We start from the raw sequence: 15011 nt of genomic DNA, 5'->3' as shown, positions 1-15011 counted from the left end.
AGCCACAGCAGTGACGGCTCATCTCCCTTTTTCCCAGCCCATTGCGGGCTCTCTGCCAGTGATAAAATAGAATGGTGAACCATAAATGTACGCAATTCACAGCGCAGAAATACAAATTCATCAGCCGCTGCCAAACCGGGTCACAGGTGATAGAGAACAGCTACGAACCACCAGCACAAAACATCGATGTCATGAGAATGTGGTCAACAAATCTGACTAAAAACAGCAGGGTCGGCAATATCTAATTTTCATTATTTTGCAAGATATTGCGCCTATTTGCAGCGAAATATAGGCTATTACAGAAAATAGTGGACACTTCGTTCGAAGCTGAAAGGGCCTTGTCGAACAGACTCACATATTGCATCGCAGCATCATTCTTATCTCTACCGGAAAGCCGGATGACGTTACCGGAAAGGTCAAACCGGGAGGTGGATCTGTGCCCCCAAATCGCTGGTATTGGAGAAATGCCGTGTTATAGTTGGCAACCATTTTTTCAACATAATCCAGTCCGGATACAGAAAAACCACCCCCACGAGGGGTCACCGGACCTAACCATTACAATGATCAAATTAGGGAGAAGCACATGTCAAAGAAGCATCCAGTGGTGGCCGTAACCGGCTCATCAGGCGCTGGCACCACAACTGTAAAACGTGCATTCGAGCACATCTTCTATCGTGACGGCATTAAACCCGCAGTCGTAGAAGGCGACAGCTTTCATCGCTATACCCGTGTGGAAATGCGTGAGAAAATGGCTCAAGGTCTCAGCCATTTCGGCCCTGACGCCAACCATTTCGATAAGATCGCAGAACTCTTCAAGACCTACGGTGCAACCGGCGGGGGCAACAAACGCTACTACCTACATAGCCCGGAAGAAGCCGCTGAACACAATGCCCGACTCGGCTGTGATCAGAAACCCGGTGAATTCACTCCCTGGGAGGAGATTAATCAGGGTACCGATCTGCTGTTCTATGAGGGCCTGCATGGAATGGTTGTGGATGGTGAAACGGATGTAGCCAAACATGTCGATCTGGGTGTAGGCGTGGTACCGATCGTCAACCTGGAGTGGATCCAGAAGATTTTCCGTGACAACGCAGAGCGGGGCTACAGCGAAGAGGCGATCGTCGATACCATCATGCGACGTATGCCGGACTATATCAACCACATTACTCCCCAGTTCTCCCGCACCGACATCAACTTCCAGCGGGTACCGACTGTGGATACCTCGAATCCCTTTATCGCGCGCGATATTCCGACACCGGATGAGAGCTTCGTGGTGATTCGTTTCAGCGATACGAAGAAGTTCGATATCAACTTCCCCCATCTGCTGTCGATGATTGACGGCTCCTTCATGTCTCGGCGCAACTCCATCGTTGTGCCTGGCGGCAAGATGGGATTCGCGATGGAGATCATCCTGCAGCCGATCATCGAGCGTATGATGGACGCCCGTAACGTCTGATTTCGCAGCGCGCAGTCAGAGAGCCGCCCTGCCTCCCGGCACGGCGGCTTTTTTTATCCCGCAAGCCTTTCCATACCCAGATAGATCATAGGGATTTTGAGAATTTTCAATGTCCCGGTATCACGCTTAACTTACCATTTCAGTCAACAATTGATCGTAGCCTACCCCGGAATCAAACCCATGAAAGAAACAGCGCGTCTCGCACATTTCCCGATCTCATTTTTTGCGATGGTCATGGGGTTGGCTGGTCTCTGTATTGCCTGGGAGAAAGCCCAGAGCGTGTTCCAATTACCGATCCGTATCGATATGGCTCTGACCCCCTTCACGGCCCTGACCTTTATCCTGTTGTTCGGGCTCTACAGCATGAAATTGCTGCGCTATCCGCAACAGGTGGTGAAGGAACTCAATCACCCGGTCAAACTCAACTTCTTTCCCGCGGTATCCATCAGCCTGATTCTGTTGTCGGTCACCCTGTTACAGACACTGCCATCGATCTCCTATCTGCCCTGGTCAATCGGCAGCGCGCTGCATCTGGGTTTTACCCTCTATGTCATGAACATCTGGATTCATCACGATAAGTTTGAGATCAACCATATCAATCCAGCCTGGTTTATTCCTGTGGTCGGTAATGTGCTGGTACCGGTGGCCGGCACCGCCCATGGACACGATGAAATTTCCTGGTTCTTTTTCAGTATCGGCATTGTCTTCTGGATGGTGCTGCTGACCATCATCATCTACCGGGTTCTGTTTCATAATCCGCTGCCGGATAAATTGATGCCTACCTTCTTCATCCTGATCGCTCCACCGGCGGTCGGTTTCATCTCCTACGTGAAATTGAATGGTGGATTGGACAACTTTGCTCATGTGCTCTACTACAGCGGCCTGTTCCTCACCCTGCTGCTGGCCAGTATGGCACCTCGCTTTACAAGACTTCAGTTCTTTCTCTCCTGGTGGGCCTACTCATTCCCACTGGCTGCAATCACCATTGCCACCCTGCTGATGTATGAAATAACCGGTCTGATTGGCTTTGCCGTTATTGGATGGTTGCTGCTCTCTTTGCTGACTCTGGTTGTTACCTTTCTGTTTTACCGGACACTGAAAGCGGTTGGCGGAAATAAGATCTGCGTGCCCGAGGATTAGTCTCAAAACATCGATCGTGTTGAGCAGATGAAAGGACGGTCAGTCGGTCGGAATATTGTGTAGAGGGGAGATCCAGATAGGAGGCAGCTGGATCCCGACCTTCGCCCGATGCTGTCCGGAAAAAATCGGTGCGTCTGTGCGGATTCGATGATCATGGCAATGCTTCACCCTATTACGAACCTTACCATCCGTATTAAGACTGATGGTGGCTCAGCAAGCACCATGGGCTTAAATGCATTTAATCAAAACGTATTAGGTGGGGCATGGCCCCACCAAACTGGGTTAGAGTAAGCACGATTCAGGTCTGTTTAATATTGCCTTGTGCAGATTATGAATCTTTGCAGTAAATTGCGTCTGATTGTGGCCCATGGCAATCTCCTCGCTGCAGGCTACAGAGAGGTATCCCCCATTGCTGTAAGAACAGTGTCGCAGAGACGACTAACAAAGAGATTCATTAAGTGATGTTTTTAAGGTAATCGAGACCTTCCGATGTTCGACCCTGCTCATCCAGCAGCTTTGCATACCGGTAAGGCAGATTGCTGTCGAACAGACAGGCAGCATGCTTCTTCCGCATCAGCAACATGATCTTATCCAACTCACCACTCCACTTCCGATCGACAAAAAGATCGGCAAGATGAAACAGCATCGATTCATTGAACCTGGGCCCAGGTTCGGTTAAATGGATGTAGTCACAATAGGTACGAAAAATCAGATCAACGGTCTTACTATCACGCTCAGGTAGACTGAAGATTGTTCGAGCAGCCCGGTGAACATCCTCTTGTTGTGGAAAATGCCGTCCACACTGATAGTAGAGCAACAAAAACCTCAGATCCCGACACTCCTCCCGATAGACTTCCCTGAGCACTTTCAAAGCGTCACTGAACTGTTGCTCATTAAAATAGACTCCGGCTCGATCCATTTCAGCTTCGATGTCCTTGGCAGTCGCTGCTTCATTGAACAAACTCAGATCGGATACCCAATGTGTTTTCTTGATCACCAGCGCCAGCAGCGCACCGATCAGCAGACCCAGGATATGCACAAGGTAGTTCATTTGACTGTTGGAGTAGACCATGAACTGAATAAACTCGATGCTTATCCAGAGTGGCAGCAAACCGAATACCGGTATTGACTGCACATTGGCGTAACGACCGGACAGTTTCAACAGAGGAATCTGCCGATGACCGAAGATCACTGCCGACAGACCCAGCACACCCGAGATCGCCCCAGAGGTACCGAATCCAGGAATCAGAGTCTCTGGAGCAAACATCAGTGCCAAAATGGTAACCACCAGGCCGGATGCCAGATAGAGGGCAAGAAACAGATGACGACCAAGCAGTCTCTCGGTCATATAACCCAGTAACGCCAAGAACAGCAGGTTGCTGATGAGATTCAGTAATCCAGCGTGGACAAACATATGGCTGACCAGTGTCAGACCGATCCACTTACCGGTATATAAACCACAATCGATGCAACCGACTGTCGTTGGTTGATGCCAAATCGAATAGATAAAAAGGTTGATCAGGATCAGCGCAAACGTCACCAGAGGGAGGCGCTTGAGATCAGAGGTGATTGTTCGTGGAGCAGTTGCCATACGGTCTTCCCTGACTTGGTTGTACATTTTTCCTTAATAAACTCATGCCACATTCGCTGTCAGACACGAGCCCCGGCCATGCTTGGTACAAGCGGATGACCAGTGTTGCTGAACGGATAATTGAACAGCCGATCAAGAGGGTCCCTCCACTCAATCATATTCCCTATCCTTCCATTGACGGATAACCATAAAAATTTCTGCGTGATCGGTCAAGGTTTTTCCCGCAACTTTTTCCGCTGCTGTCACGATGGATGGCACCTGAGTGCGTAAAAAAGGATTGGTCGCCAACTCAAGCTGTAGCGTTGAGGGCAGGGTTGGCTCGCCGTTTTGTCGCTTTGCCTGTTCGCTATCAATGCGCTGCATGACCGCCTCACTTTCAGGCTCCACCCAACGGGCAAAGCCCAGATTGTCGAGGGTGTATTCGTGGGCACAATAGATTTTGGTTTCTGCCGGCAGCTGCGCAATCCTTTGCAGTGAGTTTGCCAGTTGTGTCATCGTTCCATCGAATACCCGTCCACAGCCTGCCGCGAACAGAGTATCGCCACAAAACAGCGCCTGTTCGCCCAGATAGGCAATATGTCCGGCGGTATGGCCAGGTAGTTCAAGCACTTGAAAATCTGCATCCAGACCTGGTATCAGCGGCCGATCCCCTTCATGCAGAGGTTCAGTCACCCCTTTGATCGACTCCCCGGCGGGACCGAAAACCTTCAGATCGGGAAACGCCTCCCTCAGTTCCGGAACCCCACCCACATGATCGTAGTGGTGATGGGTGAGCAGTACCGCACTCAATGTCAGTGAGTTTTCCTGCAGCCAGTCGAGCAGTGGAGTTTCATCGCCCGGATCAACGGCAACAGCGGTTGAGGCACCAGGATTTCTGAGCGCCCAGATGTAGTTGTCATCAAAGGCTTTGATTGGAGTGATCTGCAGCATCGCAACTCAGACCAGACGCAACTTTGTTGAACGACTGACCCGTTCAATGGCCGACAGGATGCCAGCGTAATCCAATCCGGCTTCTGTCAACTGCTCCTGATGGCTGGCATGATCCAGGTAGCGATCGGGTAGCCCCAGATTGATCAGATTGACTTGTATACTCTCGGCCACAAGAAACTCATTGACCGCAGAGCCGGCGCCACCTTGAACCACATTCTCCTCAAGCGTGACCAGAATCTCATGTTTGGCGGCCACCTCCCGCACCAGAGCCTCATCCAGCGGTTTGATGAAACGCATATTCACCAGCGTGGCATCGAGATGATCGGCAACCTGCTGGGCGGTGGCAAGCAGACTGCCAAACACCAGCAGCGCCACCTGTTTGCCGCTGCGTCTGGTCTCACCCTTGCCAATCTCCAGTGCCGCTGACCCGGTCTCGACCTCGACCCCCGGCCCGGCTCCTCTTGGGTAGCGGATCATCGCCGGCCCCTCATACTCATACCCGGTTTGCAGCAGTCGATCACACTCCTGCTCATCCCCTGGAGCCATGATCACCATATTGGGCAGACTGCGGACATAACTCAGGTCGAAACAACCTGCATGAGTCGCCCCGTCGGCACCAACCTGCCCGGCCCGGTCCACGGCCAGGGTAACGTCGAGATTTTGCAGGGCCACATCGTGGATCAACTGATCATAGGCTCGCTGCAGAAAAGTGGAGTAGATTGCCACCACCGGTTTCAAACCCTCGCAAGCGAGGCCGGCGGCAAAGGTGAGGGCATGCTGTTCGGCAATTCCCACATCAAAATAGCGCTGTGGAAAGCGTTTTGCATAGGTCACCATACCTGAACCTTCACTCATGGCCGGAGTGATGGCGACCAGCTTTTCATCCTGTTCGGCAACATGACATAACCAATCACCGAATACCTGGGTATAGGTCTTGCTGCTGGTGCCCTTCTCCATTTTGCCGGTAGCCGGATCGAATGGCGTCACCCCATGGTAAACACAGGGATCCTGCTCTGCCGGGATATATCCTTTACCCTTCTGGGTCACCACATGCAGCAGACGGGGTCCGTGCATATGTCGCATGTTGTGCAGCGTGGTGATCAGGGTATCGAAGTCATGCCCTTCAATGGGACCGATGTAGTTAAAGCCCATCTCTTCAAACAGGGTACCGGGCATCACCATGCCCTTCATGTGCTCTTCCCATTTGCCCACCAGATCGCTGAACTGGTGGGGCAGATGGCTGAGCGCGGACTTCCCACCCTCACGCATGCTGGTATAGACCTTGCCGGAGAGCAGTTTCGCCAGGTGATTACTGACCCCCCCAACCGGTTCGGAGATTGACATATCATTGTCATTGAGGATGACCAGCAGGTCCTGATCCAGTGCGCCAGCCTGATTAAGGGCCTCAAAGGCCATCCCGGCACCCATGGCGCCATCACCAATGATGGCAACAACCTTGCGGTTCTCCCCCTTCTGTTTGGCTGCTACCGCCATCCCCAGTGCGGCACCGATCGAAGTGCTGGAGTGACCGGTACCGAAGGCGTCATATTCACTCTCGCTACGCTTGGGAAAACCGGAGAGGCCGCCTTTTTTACGCAGGCTCCCCATACGTTCACGCCGTCCAGTGAGAATCTTGTGCGGGTAGGCCTGATGACCCACATCCCAGATCAGCCGGTCATAGGGGGTATTGAACACATAATGCAGTGCAATGGTCAGCTCCACTACGCCCAATCCAGCAGCCAGATGCCCACCGGTCTGAGAAACGCTGTCGATGAGGAATCGCCTCATCTCCACTGCCAGCGGACGCAGCTTGATCGGGTCCAGCTTACGCAAATCGCCCGGGTAGTTAACCTGGTTCAGGATTGGATAGTCACCCATGCTCTTGGGGGTGTTACCCGTCGTGCCCTGATCTGACATGATTAGGATGGCTCCTTGGTGATACAGTCTGAAAATGAGGCTGCCCTCTGCCTGACAACCCCTCTACTGCAGAAACCTATGATCGAATCCAGAATCGGCAGAATGCTTAATAGTCCGCTACTGATTCACCGCAGCAAGGGGAAAAACCGGCCTGTTGCCGTGACGCCGTGAAGCATTGGACCTTAAACGGTGATTATACCCTTTCACTGCTTCTCCTGCATTCAAACCGGCTCATCTTTGATGTGTTGGGCTTCAGCCATCACAAAATCGAAAAAAGCCCGTGCTGCCGGAGATAAGCGCTTGTTTTTACGGTAAACCAGGTACCAGTGGCGCTGCAGAGGAAAACCCTCGATATCGAGCACCACCAAGCGCCCTGTCTCCAGCTCGAGCTCGATGGTGTGGGTGGAGACCACACCCAACCCCATCCCAGCACGTACCGCTTGCTTGATGGCTTCGTTACGGGTCATCTGCATACCGGGTCTGATTTCAATCTGCTGCTCATCGAAATAGCGCTCCATGGCCAGTCGCGTACCCGATCCCGCCTCACGCATGATGAACACCTCGTCACTCAAGCGTTTGGCCGGAATATTGCGCTGATTCTGCAATGGGTGGCCCGGTGGTGCGATCACCACCAATGGGTTATCCATGAAAGGCTTGAATTCCAGATCGATATCATCCGGTGGCCGCCCCATCAGCACCAGATCGGTCTCATTGTTCTGCAACAGGCTCATCAACCGTTCACGATTGGTCACATCCAGACGCAAGTCGATACTGGGAAAACTGCGGCTGAAAGCCGCCAACAGCCTGGGGGCGAAATAGTTTACGGTACTCGCCACCGCGATATCCAGGTGCCCGGTATCGAGCCCTTTCAGGGCCGACACCACATCCTCCATCTCTTCGAAGGTCTGAAAGATCGTGCGAGCATATTGATGCACCTCCCGCCCGACCTCGGTCAGCTGGATCTTTTTACCCGCATGCTCGAACAGGGGCATACCCACCGATTCTTCCAACTGTTTGACCTGCATCGACACGGCTGGCTGGCTCAGATGCAGCGCCTTGGCGGCCTGCGTGTAGTTGAGATGTTGGGCGACAGTCTCAAAAACCTTTAATTGACGGAGAGTTACGTGCATTCCAGTGGTACCCAATGATCCATGTATCAGAAAAAATGATTATGACGCCATTATAGTATAAGTTTTTATTTATGATTTCGATTAAAAGATCTGACTTCCCTTAAGCTCTGAGATACCTATACTAGCTGCACCTTGATTGAGCATATGCTGAAACTTTGATTGAGCATATACATGAAATCTTTACTTACAGCCGGTCAATTGACTACCGGCTGTATTTCAAGGCAACGCAATCCTAAATTTGGAGGAATCGCTATAATGGCCAAGAAATATGATGCGGGTGTAAAAGAGTACCGCGAGACATACTGGATGCCCGAGTACACGCCACTGGATACTGATATCCTGGCATGCTTCAAAGTTACCCCTCAGCCGGGCGTACCACGTGAAGAGGTGGCAGCCGCTGTGGCCGCTGAGTCTTCTACCGGTACCTGGACTACTGTATGGACCGACCTGCTGACCGACCTGGATCACTACAAAGGTCGTGCCTACGCCATCGAAGACGTTCCTGGCGACGACACCTGTTTCTACGCATTCGTAGCCTACCCGATCGATCTGTTCGAAGAGGGCTCTGTCGTTAACGTCATGACCTCTCTTGTTGGTAACGTTTTCGGCTTCAAGGCCCTGCGTGCACTGCGCCTGGAAGACATCCGCTTCCCAATTGCCTATGTCATGACCTGTAATGGACCACCTCAGGGTATCCAGGTTGAGCGTGATATGCTGAACAAGTACGGTCGTCCACTGCTGGGTTGTACCATCAAGCCAAAGCTTGGCCTGTCCGCTAAAAACTACGGCCGTGCCTGCTATGAAGGTCTGCGTGGTGGTCTCGACTTCACCAAGGATGACGAGAACGTCAACTCCCAGCCTTTCATGCGCTGGAAACATCGTTTTGACTTCGTCATGGAAGCGATTCAGAAAGCGGAAGCTGAAACCGGCGAACGCAAGGGTCACTACCTGAACGTTACTGCACCGACTTCCGACGAAATGATGAAGCGAGCTGAATACGCAAAAGAAATCGGCGCGCCGATCATCATGCATGACTACATCACTGGTGGCTGGTCTGCAAACACCCAGCTGGCTCAATGGTGTCAGGACAACGGCATGCTGCTGCACATTCACCGCGCCATGCATGCGGTCCTCGACCGTAACCCGCACCACGGTATCCACTTCCGCGTACTGACCAAGATCCTGCGTCTGTCCGGTGGTGACCATCTGCATTCTGGTACCGTTGTCGGTAAGCTGGAAGGCGACCGTGACGCGACCCTGGGCTGGATCGACATCATGCGCGACTCCTTCGTCAAAGAAGACCGCTCACGCGGTATCTTCTTCGATCAGGACTGGGGCTCCATGCCTGGCGTACTGCCTGTTGCTTCCGGTGGTATCCATGTATGGCACATGCCTGCACTGGTTAACATCTTTGGTGACGACTCTGTACTCCAGTTCGGTGGTGGTACCCTGGGTCACCCATGGGGCAACGCTGCTGGCGCCGCTGCTAACCGTGTTGCGGTTGAAGCCTGTGTTGAAGCTCGCAACCAAGGCCGTGAGCTGGAGAAGGAAGGTAAGGACATCCTTACCAATGCTGCTGCTTCCAGCCCTGAGCTGAAAGCCGCCATGGAAACCTGGAAAGAGATCAAGTTCGAATTCGACACCGTCGACAAGCTGGACGTTTCTCACAAGTAATGACCAGTTCAGCGGTGGTCGGCACCCGACCACCGGCTGAACGACTCAATCAAATTCGAACAGTTAGAGGTATATACCAATGAGTGATATGCAAGACTACAAGTCAAGCTTGGCCAATGCAGATAGCCGCAAGTTTGAAACTTTCTCCTACCTGCCTTCAATGGATGCTGACCAGATCCGTACCCAGATCGAGTTCATCGTATCCAAAGGCTGGAACCCATCCATCGAACATACTGAACCAGAAAATGCGAGTGGCAGCTACTGGTACATGTGGAAACTTCCGATGTTCGGTGAGACCGACGTTGACGCCATCCTGGCCGAGTGTGAAGCTTGCCACCAGGCTCACCCGAAGAACCACGTACGCCTGCTGGGCCTGGACAACTATGCCCAGTGCGCTGGTGCGTCCATGGTTATCTACCGTGGTGAAACTGTCTAAGTTCTGATTTCAGAACCTTAGTCGAAGGGCCCCGCCCCCCTACCCTGGGCGGCGGGGCTTTTTTTTGAAACAGCTGCTCAAAGTCAGCTGGTTTTCCAAAACAATGTGTTAGGGTTTCGGAAAACCTGCTTTCAACTATTACCCCTGCGGTGCCTTTGGCATCCTGGTGAATAACAACCTGATTACAAAAGGTAGGACATCATGAGCGATATCAACTCAGACCAGTATCAGATTAAAGACGAGCCTTACTACCGCTCCGTAGGCAATGAAGTCGAGATGTACCAGGCAGCCTACGATGCACGCATGCCGGTCATGCTCAAAGGCCCAACTGGTTGCGGTAAATCACGGTTTGTTGAATATATGGCGTACAAGCTTAATAAGCCGTTGATCACTGTTGCCTGTAACGAAGACATGACTGCCTCTGATCTAGTTGGACGCTTCCTGCTCGATATCAACGGCACCAAGTGGCAGGACGGACCATTGACCGTGGCTGCACGGATTGGTGCCATCTGCTATCTCGACGAAGTCGTCGAAGCCCGTCAGGACACCACTGTGGTCATTCACCCGCTGACCGACCACCGTCGTGAACTGCCGCTTGAAAAGAAAGGCGAACTGGTCAAGGCGCATCCGGATTTCCAGATTGTTATCTCCTACAACCCCGGCTATCAGTCGTTGATGAAGGATCTCAAACAATCCACTAAGCAACGCTTTGGCGGCATGGACTTCGACTATCCGGAGACCGAAATCGAGACCGAGATCGTTCAACATGAAGGTGGCGTAGACGCGGAGACTGCCGGCAAGCTTGTACAAATCGCCCAGCGTTCCCGCAATCTTAAAGGTCATGGCCTGGATGAAGGTATGTCTACCCGACTGCTGGTATATGCAGCACAGCTGGTTTCCAAAGGCATCGATCCGATGTCAGCGTGTCAAATGGCCCTGGTCACCCCGCTTACCGATGATCCGGATATGCGCGACACCCTGAGTGCTGCGGTCAACACCTATTTCTGATGCGCGTTGGACGCAGAGAACGCACAGGAGCACAGACTACGCAGAGGGTTCAATCAATGACTCATGTCGTGTATCGATTTGAAAGCGTGCCTTCCCAAGAGGTAGGCACCCGGGCCAAAAGCCCCTTTCAGTCTGCACACACTGATTCTTACCCATCTGTATCAGCTGTTTGTTCTGCGGCCTCTGCGTACCTCGGCGGAATTTGCGTCCGGAGAGAACCATGAGCGTCAATTTTTCGGAATATATCACCTGCCTCGATGAGGGCGACCACGAGCACTTAGAGGCACTTGAGTCATCCTACCATGAGGCCCAACGGGTCATGTCACCGCGCGGCCTGCAAAACTACCTGGAAGGCATGCGTGCCTTCTGTACTCTGGGACGTGGCCAGGACCTGGTGCTGACCTATGTACAGGAAATGCCGGGTGTTGCCAAAGAGGTGGGTGAGGATATCATCCCCGACATCGTCGAAGCGATGATGAAACTGGCTTCGCACACCTCCGGCAGTGTCATCACTCTGATTGTGGCCAGCCTACCACTTGCAGCCTCACGCCTCGGCGATGCGGATGTCATGCGCGGTTTTCTCAAGCTGTTGCACCAGATGACAGGCAAGGCCCCAAGGGGTCTGCGTCCGATGATGGAGAACCTGGACGAACTCCTCTCCAAGCTGACTCTTGGCGGGCTTCGCCGTTGGGTGATGTGGGGTGCACAGGCGCATCAGCGTGACCTTGACGGACAGCTGGCCTATTTTGGTCTACAGACCGAGTCAGCCCGCTCGATTCTCCAGTCTGAGCGACGCGGTACCCTGTTCATCGACAATCAGCGTAAGCTTAACTTCTACTTGCGCGCACTCTGGGCACGTGCCTTTTTCATGCGACCCACGGCAGGCGACTTCGAATCGCGCCAGGGCATTCGTCCCTATATCGAGAGTTTTCAGATCCACGTACCGGATGCCTTCGATCCATTCCGAGGTATTGATGGGATGGAGGTCTATCGGGCCACCGCCGCTCATGCTGCCGCGCACATGGTCTATACCCGTGAACCGATCTCTGCGGAGCAACTCTCTCAGGCACAAATGCGTATGATCGAACTGTTCGAGGATGCTCGCGTCGAGTACCTTGCCTACAGCGCATTTCCCGGTTTACGCAAACTCTGGTTGCAGTTCTTCACCTCCGAGCCTGGTGAGAACGACGATTACGGCAAACCGCACGAGACTATGGATCTGATGATGCGCACGACCCGCGCCATCATGGATCGTGATTATCGTGATGAGAGTGATGTAATCAACCAGGCTGCCGATGATTTTGTAACCAAATTGGAAGAGGATCCTTACAATCCACGTTTGTCCTGGATGGCGGGCATCGATTTCTACAACAAAATTGTCGAAATCGCCAAGATTCCCAGTGTGCGCATCCTCTCCGAGTGGCCGATCCCATATCGGGACGACAACCGCTATTTCTGGGAATTCTCTGAGAACATGTTCGAATCCCAGGGCATCGACTACCTGCCGACTTCGCAGAAGACGGTTCGTCGATACGTCAGCCTGATGGAGTTCGTCAACGACCTCGACTCGGAGATGACTCACGACAATCCGGATGAGATCCTGGTGCTCTCCACTGAGCTGTTCCCCTACGAAGACATGGGAGTCAGTTACAATGAGATGGAAGGCGTGGAGCCTGTATCCGACCCCTACCACTACAATGAGTGGGATTACCATGTACAACTTGCCCGCCCCGAATGGGCAACCGTCATTGAGCGTAAGCAAGGCGTTGGTGATCCCGAGATCATGGACGAGATACTCACCAAGCATAAGCCGATCGCTTCGCGTATCCGCCATCTGATCGATGCATTGCAGCCCCAGGGCATTGTACGACGCAGGGGTTACGAAGAGGGAGAAGAGCTGGATCTTAATGCAGCCGTTCGGGCAATGATAGACATCCGCCGCGGTGTTATGCCAGATCCCCGGATCAACATTCGCATCACGCGCCATGTTCGTGATCTCTCGATTGTGCTGCTGCTCGATCTCTCTGAATCAACCAATGAAAAGATTGGCGACATCGCCGAAGGTGAAGAGGGTTATGAGGATCAGGAGAGCATTCTCGACCTGACCCGGGAGTCTGCCGGACTGCTCTCCTGGGCGATCGACTCGATTGGTGATAACTTTGCCGTTCACGGCTTTGCATCGGATGGTCGTCATGATGTGCAGTATTATCGCTTCAAGGACTTCGAGCAGAGTTACGACGATGAAGCCAAAGCACGCATGGCGGGTATGAAGGGAGGACTCTCCACCCGTATGGGCGCGGCACTGCGACATGCCGGCTGGCATCTGACCGAGCAAAATGCACAAAAAAGACTGGTGCTACTGGTTACCGACGGAGAACCGGCGGATATCGATGAGCGTGACCCTCAATACCTTCGACACGATGCCAAAAAGGCGGTTGAGGACCTGGCCATGCAGGGCGTCTATACCTATTGCCTGACCCTTGATCCCAACGCTGACCGCTATGTCTCCAGAATCTTTGGTGAGAACGGCTACTCGATCGTGGATAATGTGGAACGCCTGCCGGAAAGACTACCCAGTGTGTTCGCCGCACTGACCGGCTAACCGAGACAGCTGACTCTGATCAGGAATCTGCTTTTGGAAAGGGCAGAACCCGTTTGACTTTGGGTTCACAGCCATGCTCTTTGGCCCTTTCCTCAAGCAGATCCATGGCTTTCTTAAACTCGCCTATCAGACGATTATGGAGCTCTCTGGCCTTCTCGTCATAATAGATCATATCGATTGGTGCCGGTTCGGTCAGATTATCCCGATCGAGATCACGACGAAACTTCCAGGCCAATCGAATCAGCTTACCACCCTGGCCATCCTTAACCGCATAGGCCTGGTTATCAATAAAAATCACCTCTTCATCATCCAGCACGGCCTGTATCTGCAAGGTACGAACCGGGATAAAAACATGTTCGTACTGACACCGACTCAACATAAGTCGGCACTGATTGTAGAGAGGAGCCGGAATGGTCAAACGTTCACAAGCCAACTCATCCGGCCTAAAGAAGATTTCACTGAGATTTTCCCCCATGTCAGTAAACCTCAGTCATCATCACCCAATTCAGGATCCCATCCTTTCGCTTTCGCCTCGGTGATCGCCTGCTGATAGATTCGGCTGTGCCTTTCAGCCAGATCTTCCGGTAGATTCGACACCAGGTGTCCATATTTTTCCCACTCCAGAGTAACCTTATCATAGAGATCGGTGATCCTCGGAACCGTCCAGCCTTCGCAGGATTCAGTCTCCGGAATCAAGCCAAAAACCCAGGCATCACGAATGATGTTGCCGGTAGGGTTCATTGCGCCTTTGGGGGCGTTGTGAATACCTTCGTATATTTTATCTGCCATGGTCTTAACACGCTGTTGAGTCAATGTTGATTAAAAAAACCGCCTTTTCATATTATAGATATTGTAAACAGATTTTACTGATTCTCACATAGCTGAATCCACTCTATTTACTGGATTGATAGGTTGCAATAATCATCAACTCCGTGATTCGGTGAAATTCGGACCAGTACTAAAATGAACTATCCCGCTTAAAGTTGAGAGCCTGGAAACACCTATGGTAAAGCACCTTATCTCTGTAGGATGGAAGGAACCGGCAAATTGATCTCAACTCACTTTCATCACATCAAACCTCAATTAACCGCCTATTTTCCTGCAGAACGACCGAGCAGAACCTATTC

12 protein-coding genes are annotated in these 15011 nt (G+C 52.3%); 6 read left to right on the top strand and 6 right to left on the bottom strand.

Annotated features, from left to right (window positions below; all coding sequences use genetic code 11):
* Positions 1-583 precede the first annotated feature (583 nt).
* On the top strand, positions 584-1456 hold the full coding sequence (locus tag A3193_RS03315; protein ID WP_069004745.1) for a phosphoribulokinase: 873 nt from the start codon (positions 584-586) through the stop codon (positions 1454-1456).
* A gap of 180 nt (positions 1457-1636) precedes the next feature.
* On the top strand, positions 1637-2596 hold the full coding sequence (locus A3193_RS03310; protein WP_069014080.1) for an SLAC1 anion channel family protein: 960 nt from the start codon (positions 1637-1639) through the stop codon (positions 2594-2596).
* A gap of 454 nt (positions 2597-3050) precedes the next feature.
* On the opposite strand, the gene A3193_RS03305 is transcribed toward A3193_RS03310, so the two are convergent.
* From A3193_RS03305 to A3193_RS03290, 4 genes are all read right to left on the bottom strand, one after another.
* Positions 3051-4187: a rhomboid family intramembrane serine protease gene (locus A3193_RS03305; protein ID WP_069014079.1), complete on the bottom strand. Its 1137-nt coding sequence runs from the start codon at positions 4185-4187 to the stop codon at positions 3051-3053.
* 150 nt (positions 4188-4337) lie between these two features.
* Positions 4338-5117, bottom strand: coding sequence for a hydroxyacylglutathione hydrolase (gene gloB, locus A3193_RS03300; protein ID WP_069004742.1), 780 nt, complete (start codon positions 5115-5117; stop codon positions 4338-4340).
* A gap of 6 nt (positions 5118-5123) precedes the next feature.
* Complete coding sequence (gene dxs / locus A3193_RS03295) at positions 5124-7034, bottom strand: 1-deoxy-D-xylulose-5-phosphate synthase (protein WP_069014078.1); 1911 nt, start codon at positions 7032-7034, stop codon at positions 5124-5126.
* A gap of 221 nt (positions 7035-7255) precedes the next feature.
* Positions 7256-8164, bottom strand: coding sequence for a LysR family transcriptional regulator (locus tag A3193_RS03290; protein ID WP_069004740.1), 909 nt, complete (start codon positions 8162-8164; stop codon positions 7256-7258).
* Positions 8165-8416: 252 nt separating this feature from the next.
* On the opposite strand from A3193_RS03290, the gene A3193_RS03285 reads away from it, so the two are divergent.
* From A3193_RS03285 to A3193_RS03265, 4 genes are all read left to right on the top strand, one after another.
* The gene (locus tag A3193_RS03285) at positions 8417-9838 is read left to right on the top strand and encodes a form I ribulose bisphosphate carboxylase large subunit (protein WP_305782024.1); all 1422 of its coding nucleotides are present in this window, start codon (positions 8417-8419) and stop codon (positions 9836-9838) included.
* 79 nt (positions 9839-9917) lie between these two features.
* The gene (locus tag A3193_RS03280) at positions 9918-10274 is read left to right on the top strand and encodes a ribulose bisphosphate carboxylase small subunit (RefSeq protein ID WP_068988155.1); all 357 of its coding nucleotides are present in this window, start codon (positions 9918-9920) and stop codon (positions 10272-10274) included.
* A gap of 201 nt (positions 10275-10475) precedes the next feature.
* Positions 10476-11282: a CbbQ/NirQ/NorQ/GpvN family protein gene (locus tag A3193_RS03275; RefSeq protein WP_069004739.1), complete on the top strand. Its 807-nt coding sequence runs from the start codon at positions 10476-10478 to the stop codon at positions 11280-11282.
* A 220-nt stretch (positions 11283-11502) separates the two neighbouring features.
* Positions 11503-13884, top strand: coding sequence for a nitric oxide reductase activation protein NorD (locus A3193_RS03265; protein ID WP_069014076.1), 2382 nt, complete (start codon positions 11503-11505; stop codon positions 13882-13884).
* Between the two features lie 19 nt (positions 13885-13903).
* Here the strand turns inward: A3193_RS03265 and A3193_RS03260 are convergent, their stop codons facing one another.
* Both A3193_RS03260 and A3193_RS03255 read right to left on the bottom strand, forming a co-directional pair.
* Complete coding sequence (locus A3193_RS03260; protein ID WP_069004737.1) at positions 13904-14359, bottom strand: hypothetical protein; 456 nt, start codon at positions 14357-14359, stop codon at positions 13904-13906.
* Positions 14360-14370: 11 nt separating this feature from the next.
* Entirely contained in the window at positions 14371-14673 is a 303-nt protein-coding gene (locus tag A3193_RS03255; protein ID WP_069004736.1) for a hypothetical protein, read from the bottom strand.
* Between the last annotated feature and the right edge of the window lie 338 nt (positions 14674-15011).

It is taken from the genome of Candidatus Thiodiazotropha endoloripes (assembly GCF_001708965.1).
Taxonomy (GTDB): Bacteria; Pseudomonadota; Gammaproteobacteria; order Chromatiales; family Chromatiaceae; genus Thiodiazotropha; species Thiodiazotropha endoloripes.
The sequence above is the reverse complement of the archived record's forward strand: the minus strand, read 5'-3'. Positions and strand labels throughout refer to the sequence as shown.

Excerpts from the sequence above, each read along its gene's own strand:
- A3193_RS03290 (WP_069004740.1), bottom strand. The coding sequence starts at position 8,164 with ATGCACGTAACTCTCCGTCAATTAAAGGTTTTTGAGACTGTCGCCCAA.
- A3193_RS03310 (WP_069014080.1), top strand. The coding sequence starts at position 1,637 with ATGAAAGAAACAGCGCGTCTCGCACATTTCCCGATCTCATTTTTTGCG.
- A3193_RS03265 (WP_069014076.1), top strand. The coding sequence starts at position 11,503 with ATGAGCGTCAATTTTTCGGAATATATCACCTGCCTCGATGAGGGCGAC.
- A3193_RS03315 (WP_069004745.1), top strand. The coding sequence starts at position 584 with ATGTCAAAGAAGCATCCAGTGGTGGCCGTAACCGGCTCATCAGGCGCT.
- A3193_RS03280 (WP_068988155.1), top strand. The coding sequence starts at position 9,918 with ATGAGTGATATGCAAGACTACAAGTCAAGCTTGGCCAATGCAGATAGC.
- A3193_RS03260 (WP_069004737.1), bottom strand. The coding sequence starts at position 14,359 with ATGGGGGAAAATCTCAGTGAAATCTTCTTTAGGCCGGATGAGTTGGCT.
- A3193_RS03255 (WP_069004736.1), bottom strand. The coding sequence starts at position 14,673 with ATGGCAGATAAAATATACGAAGGTATTCACAACGCCCCCAAAGGCGCA.
- dxs (WP_069014078.1), bottom strand. The coding sequence starts at position 7,034 with ATGTCAGATCAGGGCACGACGGGTAACACCCCCAAGAGCATGGGTGAC.
- gloB (WP_069004742.1), bottom strand. The coding sequence starts at position 5,117 with ATGCTGCAGATCACTCCAATCAAAGCCTTTGATGACAACTACATCTGG.
- A3193_RS03275 (WP_069004739.1), top strand. The coding sequence starts at position 10,476 with ATGAGCGATATCAACTCAGACCAGTATCAGATTAAAGACGAGCCTTAC.
- A3193_RS03305 (WP_069014079.1), bottom strand. The coding sequence starts at position 4,187 with ATGGCAACTGCTCCACGAACAATCACCTCTGATCTCAAGCGCCTCCCT.